The organism is Actinomycetota bacterium (assembly GCA_019347575.1).
Lineage (GTDB): Bacteria > Actinomycetota > Nitriliruptoria > Nitriliruptorales > Nitriliruptoraceae > JAHWKY01.
This window is the reverse complement of sequence record JAHWKY010000081.1, coordinates 1-6,052: the sequence shown is the minus strand read 5'-3', so window position 1 is coordinate 6,052 and position 6,052 is coordinate 1. Positions and strand designations below refer to the sequence as shown.

Genomic DNA, 6,052 nt, shown 5'->3' with positions numbered 1-6,052 from the left:
GAGGTCGTTGGCGATGTAGCCAGTGAAGGAGACATCGGCATACTCCGGCTCCCACCAGACCCGCCAGAGATGGTGCAAGTCGTCAGGGTGAACGCCGAGCCAGAGCCCAAACGTGAGCGAGGTCCCGTCGTCAAGATGTACCGGTAGAAGGGCTCGAACGAACGAGCCGAGATCCTTCACGGCCATGAGAACGTCGTTGCCCCAGAACCTCTCCGGGCGATCCTCCTCGGCGACCTCCAAGGCTGGATCCGGCAACCCGAAACGCACGTTTCGGTCATGATCCGAGAGAGGCGACCCACACGACGGACAGACTCCCGGCACCTCGTCTCCGTGTCGATGACCCACCGGATGTTATTGCCGTTCGTCCGACGCCGCCGAGCCTGGGGGAGGCTGCGCGTTTTGCGCTGCTCGAAGCACTTGGTTCACCCGACCACAACCACGGTTCTGGCTGTCGGCTCTGGGCCGTCCGCGCAGCTACGAGAACATGGCCGGGTCGCCTTCACGCCAGCGGATGAGGTCGGCGACCCATGGCTGGAGCCAAGGCGCAATCGTCAGCTGCGGGACCTCGTCCTCGGGCCGTTCGTAGGCGAGGTACGTCTCGGACCTGTACCAGTCGAAGAACGCGGCGGCGTCCGACTGCGCGACGTCGAGCAGAGCTCCGACGCCCGTCTCGCGCGCCCGGATCACCGCCGCGAGGATCGCCAACGCCCCGACCATCGGCGCGGCGTTGATGCCGATCGACACGTGCTCGGGGATCCGCGTGAACCCGTCCTCGTCGACCTCCGGGTTGATGATGCCCGCCCAGGCGTCGTAGGCGATCCCGTGGCTCGGCATGTCGCGGTACGGGCCGGTCGCGCCGTACCCCGACACGGTGCAGAACACCAGGGCCGGGTTCGTGTCGGCGAGCGTCTCGTAGCCCAGGCCCAGGCGGGCCAGCGCCCCGGGGCGCATCGCCTCCACGACGACGTCGGCCGTGGCGGCCAGGTCGGCGAACGCGCTGCGCCCTCCGTCGGTCTTCAGGTCCAGCGTGACGCTGCGCTTCCCGCGGTTGATGTGCAGGTGCATCAGCGAGGTGCCCTCGACGATCGGCCACGTCATCCGGCGGACGTAGTCCCCCCGGGGCGGCTCCACCTTGATGACGTCCGCGCCGAGATCCGCGAGGTGCGTCGTGACGGCTGCCGGTCCGAGCATCGACACCTCCACCACCCGCAGCCCCGCGAGGGGGGGCGGGGGAGTGGGCACGGTGGGTGGGTCCTCGGACACGGTGGCCTCCGGGCGGACGTGCGACTAATCTGACGGTCCGTCAGATTATGGCGACGAGCGAGCACGTGCCGACGCCGGGTCCGAAGGAGCTGCACGTGGCCGAGACCACCGTCCCGACCGTCGGCGCCGTGGAGATCCCCGAGGCCGCGAGTCCGGTCCCCGACATGGACGTCGCCGAGCTCGACCGGGCGGTCGCCGACGTGGCCGCCAGGTCATCGGCGTGGCTCCAGATGACGATCCGCGACAAGATCACGCTGCTGCAGCAGACCTGGCGGGACACCGCCGCCACCGTCGAGGACTGGGCGGCGGCCGCCGGCCCGCCGAAGGGGTTCGAGCCGGGGAGTGCCGACGTCGGTGAGGACCTGGCGACCGGCCCGCTGATGCTGGTCCGTCACCTGCGCAAGCTCGAGGAGACCCTCGAGGACCTCGACGCGCACGGGGAGGTGCGACTGCCCGCGGCGCCGACCACGCGTGCCGACGGTCAGGTGGTCGTCCCCGTGTTCCCCGCCGGGGTCCTCGACCGGGCGCTCACGCCGGGCCACCGTGCCTGGGTCTGGATGCAACCGCACGTCACCCCCGAGACGGTGCGCGCGGGGCGCCTGTACACGGAGGGCGGCGAGCCGGGCGTCTGCTTCGTGCTCGGCGCCGGCAACATCCCGTCGATCGGCCCGAGCGACTGCCTCACGAAGCTGTTCAACGAGGGGCAGGTGTGCGTCCTCAAGATGAACCCGGTCAACGCGCACATGGGTCCGATCCTCGAGCGCGCGCTGGTGCCGCTGATCCGCGAGGGCGTCCTGCGGATCGTCTACGGGGGCGTGGAGTCCGGCAAGCACCTCAGCCACCACCCGGATGTCGACAGCGTGCACATGACCGCCTCGGACAAGACCCACGACGCCGTCGTCTTCGGCACGGGCGAGGACGGACGGGCCCGGATCGAGGCCGGGGAACGGCTCCTGAAGAAGCCGGTCTCGAGCGAGCTCGGCAACATCACGCCGATCATCGTCGTGCCCGGGGTCTGGTCGTCGAGCGACATCGAGTACCAGGCCAAGTACCTCACCTCGATGATGACGAACAACGCCGGGTTCAACTGCGGGGCGGGGCGCATGATCGTCACCCACCCCCGGTGGAAGCAGCGCGGCGAGCTCCTCGACGCGATCCGGGCGTGTCTGCGCGAGGCCCCGCAGCGCCACGCGTACTACCCCGGGGCGCGAGACCGCTGGGAGCTGTTCGTGAGCGCGCACCCGGAGGCCGAGACCTACGGGTCGGACGCCCCGGGCGAGGTGCCCTGGACCTTCATCCCGGACCTCGACCCGGCCGTCAGCGGCGACATCATGTTCACCGTCGAGGCCTTCAACGGGATCTTCGGTGAGGTGGCGATCGACGCCCCGACCGACGTCCCGGCCTGGCTCGACCGGGCCGTTGCCTGGTGCAACGAGACCCTGTGGGGCACGCTCGTCGCGTCGGTGATGGCCCACCCCAGGTCGCTGCGCCGCCCCGAGGTGGACGCCGCCGTCGACCGCGCCGTCGCCGGCCTCCGCTACGGGTCGATCGCCGTCAATGCGTGGGCGGCCGTCTCGTACGGGCTCGGCACCACCACCTGGGGCGCGTTCCCGGGTCACCCGGACACCGACATCCAGTCGGGTCGGGGCCTGGTCCACAACACGTTCATGCTCGAGGACCCGCAGAAGTCGGTGATCCGCGCCCCGTGGAAGCTCGGTTCCAAGCCGCCGATGTCGTACGACCACCAGACGATGCCATCGATCGCCCGTCGCCTGATCGCGCTGGAGGCGGAGCAGGACTGGAGCCAGCTGCCTGGGCTCGTGCTGGACGGGATGCGCGCCTGAGCCTGGCGCAACCCCCCGGGGCTACGCGTCGGGCTCCGTGCCCAGCACCGACGCGAAGCACACCATCTCGCCGGGATACCCACCGAGGTTCTGCACGAGCGCCAGCCCCCGGCTGACGTCGACCTGCCGCTCGCCGGCCTCTCCGCGGAGCTGGAGGAAGCACTCGCGGTGCATGCGCAGGCCGCTGGCGCCCACCGGGTGGCCGAACGCCTTCAGGCCGCCGTCGGTGTTGACGGGCAGGTCGCCTTCCAGCTCGAAGCGGCCGGCCAGGACGTCCTTCCACGCGGTGCCGCGCTCGGAGAAGCCCAGGTCCTCCATCACGACGAGCTCGGTGGGGGTGAAGCAGTCGTGCACCTCGGCCATCGCGAACGCGGACCGCGGGTCGTCGACGGTGGCTTGCGCGTACGCGTCGCGGGCCGCCGCCTCGACCTCGGGGAAGTGGGTGAAGTCGTACTCGGGATCGACCAGGCCGGTGCCGGCGCCGGCGACGAACGACAGCGCCTTGATGAACACGGGGTGGTCGGTGTAGCGGTGCGCGTCCTCGGCGCGGACGACGATCGCGGCGGCGGCGCCGTCGGCGACCCCAGCGCAGTCGTAGACACCCAGCGACCCGGCGACCAGCGGTGCCTCGCACACGGTGTCGGCGTCGACCTCGCGCCGGAACTGCGCCAGCGGGTGCCTGGCGCCGTTGGCGTGGTTCTTCACGGCGATGCGGGCCAGGACGTCGCGCATCGTGTCCGTGTCGACCCCGTACCGCTCGGCGTACGCCGGGACGACGAGGCCGAACATGGCCGCGGCCGTCAACGACCGGTCAGTGCCGTCGTTGGGGATCGGGAAGGCGTTCAGACCCTGGTAGCCGGAGTCCTTCACCTTCTCGACGCCCACGGCCATCGCCACGTCGTAGGCGCCGGCCGCGATGGCGTACGCGGCCTGGCGCAGCGCCTCGGAGCCGCTCGCGCAGTAGTTCTCGACCCGGGTGACCGGCTTGCCCCGGAGGTTGAGGGGCGCCGCCAGGGTGATCCCGCTCTGGCCCGACTGCGCGGTGCCGAGCCAGAACGCGTCCACGTCGTGTGTCCCGATGCCGGCGCCGTCGAGCGCGTGCTGCACCGCCTCGATCTGGAGGTCGTCGGCGGAGCGGTCCCAGTGCTCGCCGAAAGGGGTGCAGCCCATGGCGACGATCGCCACGCGGTCACGGATCCCGTGTGATGCCATGCTCGTTCCTGTCGTCTACGTCGCGGAGCCGCTCGGCAGGGGGCGAGCCTTCCAGAAGTAGTTGCGCAGCCCGTCGGCGACATGCACCAGACGGAACGTCATCTCCACCCGGTCGCCGACCGCGACCTCGCCGGCGCGGACGTCGGTCAGCTCGCACGGGTAGCGGCCACCGCCGTCGAAGTCGAGCACCGCGAAGACGGTCGGGGGCGCGGGCGAGCGTGCGACGCGGTCCGCGGTGAACGTCCGGACCGTGGCCGGCACGTCGGCCATGGGGGCCGGCATCGTCTCCGGCGGGTCCTGACCGCCGCGCAGCTCGCCGCCCTGGTAGGGCACGGTCGCGGGCGGGAGGTGCAGGGCGCCCGTCTCGGGGTCTCGTGACCCGACGAACCCGAGCTTCCAGTCAGCCCGGCGGGCTGCGGCCGGGGCGGACACGCGGGCGGGATCGGGGCGGCGGGCGGGCTCCCGGTCGAGCATGCCGCGCCAGGTCAGGAAGTCGGCGTACGAGAGGCGGTCGTCCCCGGCCTGGATCTGCGACGCGACGGTCCGGGTCGGGTCGTGCTCCGTCACGGCCGCGGTCGTGCGCAGGATGATGGTGTCGGCGCCGTCGGCGAGGGACACGAGGGCGACGAGTTGATCGGGCCGTGCGCGTTCCAGGACGTCGGCGAGCAGCAGGCCCGGGTGGGCGGTCCCCGCGTTGCCGATGACCGCGGTCAGGTCGTCGACCAGCCCCCCGGCGGCGAACCCGGTCGCACCCCGGACCGCCCGGACCGAACGGCGGTGGAGCCCGATGACGATGACGTGGTCGAGGTCCGCGGAGTCGATCCCGCCCTGCTCGCAGGCGCGCTTGATGGCCCGCTCGGCCAACGGCGGGTAGCGGGACGCGACGAAGCGGTCCTCCCACCGGCGGGAGCGCGGTTCGCCGGGCACGCGCCAGCGGTCGACGAACTCCTCGGTGGCCGATCCGGTGGCGACCAGCTCGGCCAGCAGGGGTCCGTGCGCGTCGCTGCCGACGAGCATGGCGGCACCGGCGTCGCCGCCGTCGACCTCGTCCTCGCTGCCCGGCAGGCCGGTACGGACGTCGGCGGTCACCACCAGGGCGGGACCGTCCGACGAGAGCGCGGCGAGCAGGGCGGCGACGCCGGACCGGGGCGTCCCGCCGAGGTCGGCGGCGACGGTCGTGTCGGGGAGCCGCAGCGCCGCGTGGATCGCCGCGGCGTTGGTCTTGTCGAGGTAGACGGGGTCGGCGGTCGAGAACCACAACGCGGCGGGCGTGACGTCCGCAGCCCCGCGGCGTACCAGCCGGGCGGCCTCGACCCCCAGGGTCGTCGTGTCCTCGTCGTACGAGGCGACCGCCCGGGTACCGGACGGGGCGCGCGTGCCGAGCGCCTCCGCGACCGCCTCCCGACGCAGGCGGTGGTGCGGGACGTAGCCGGCCGCTTCCAGGATCCCTCGCATGTGGCCGCAGGGTACTAGGTTGTCTGACGCCCCGTCAGATACGGATCGCCAGCCATGGCCGTCTTCGTCGTCCGCTACGACCTGCGGCGTCCGTCGTTCGCGGAGACCCCGATGGACGAGCTGTACCGGGTCGCCCTCGAGCAGGCGGGGTACGCCGACGAGCACGGGCTCGATGCGGTCGTGCTGTCCGAGCACCACGGGGTGGACGACGGGTACCTGCCGTCGCCGATCACGCTGGCCGCCGCCGTCGCCGCGCGCACGCGCCGCATCCCGATCAC

The 6,052-nt window shown here is 72.0% G+C and carries 6 protein-coding genes; 2 read left to right on the top strand and 4 right to left on the bottom strand.

What is annotated here, in order from left to right; genetic code table 11:
• Nucleotides 1–321: DUF2199 domain-containing protein (locus tag KY469_22135; GenBank protein MBW3665796.1), on the bottom strand; the 321-nt coding region annotated here is incomplete at its 3' end.
• Between the two features lie 153 nt (nucleotides 322–474).
• Nucleotides 475–1,191, bottom strand: a complete 717-nt coding sequence (locus KY469_22130; protein MBW3665795.1) for a CoA transferase — start codon at nucleotides 1,189–1,191, stop codon at nucleotides 475–477.
• A 167-nt stretch (nucleotides 1,192–1,358) separates the two neighbouring features.
• On the opposite strand from KY469_22130, the gene KY469_22125 reads away from it, so the two are divergent.
• A complete protein-coding gene (locus KY469_22125; protein MBW3665794.1) occupies nucleotides 1,359–3,107 on the top strand; it encodes an aldehyde dehydrogenase family protein in 1,749 nt (582 codons plus the stop codon).
• Between the two features lie 21 nt (nucleotides 3,108–3,128).
• On the opposite strand, the gene KY469_22120 is transcribed toward KY469_22125, so the two are convergent.
• Together KY469_22120 and KY469_22115 are read right to left on the bottom strand one after the other, a co-directional pair.
• The gene (locus tag KY469_22120; GenBank protein ID MBW3665793.1) at nucleotides 3,129–4,319 is read right to left on the bottom strand and encodes an acetyl-CoA acetyltransferase; all 1,191 of its coding nucleotides are present in this window, start codon (nucleotides 4,317–4,319) and stop codon (nucleotides 3,129–3,131) included.
• A 15-nt stretch (nucleotides 4,320–4,334) separates the two neighbouring features.
• On the bottom strand, nucleotides 4,335–5,774 hold the full coding sequence (locus KY469_22115) for an OB-fold domain-containing protein (protein ID MBW3665792.1): 1,440 nt from the start codon (nucleotides 5,772–5,774) through the stop codon (nucleotides 4,335–4,337).
• Nucleotides 5,775–5,828: 54 nt separating this feature from the next.
• On the opposite strand from KY469_22115, the gene KY469_22110 reads away from it, so the two are divergent.
• Nucleotides 5,829–6,052, top strand: a 224-nt coding sequence (locus KY469_22110; GenBank protein MBW3665791.1) for an LLM class flavin-dependent oxidoreductase, incomplete at its 3' end; no start/stop codon positions are given.

Bases quoted from the DNA above. Each gene is read 5' to 3' on its own strand.
- KY469_22115 (MBW3665792.1), bottom strand. From the start codon at position 5,774: ATGCGAGGGATCCTGGAAGCGGCCGGCTACGTCCCGCACCACCGCCTG.
- KY469_22130 (MBW3665795.1), bottom strand. From the start codon at position 1,191: ATGCTCGGACCGGCAGCCGTCACGACGCACCTCGCGGATCTCGGCGCG.
- KY469_22120 (MBW3665793.1), bottom strand. From the start codon at position 4,319: ATGGCATCACACGGGATCCGTGACCGCGTGGCGATCGTCGCCATGGGC.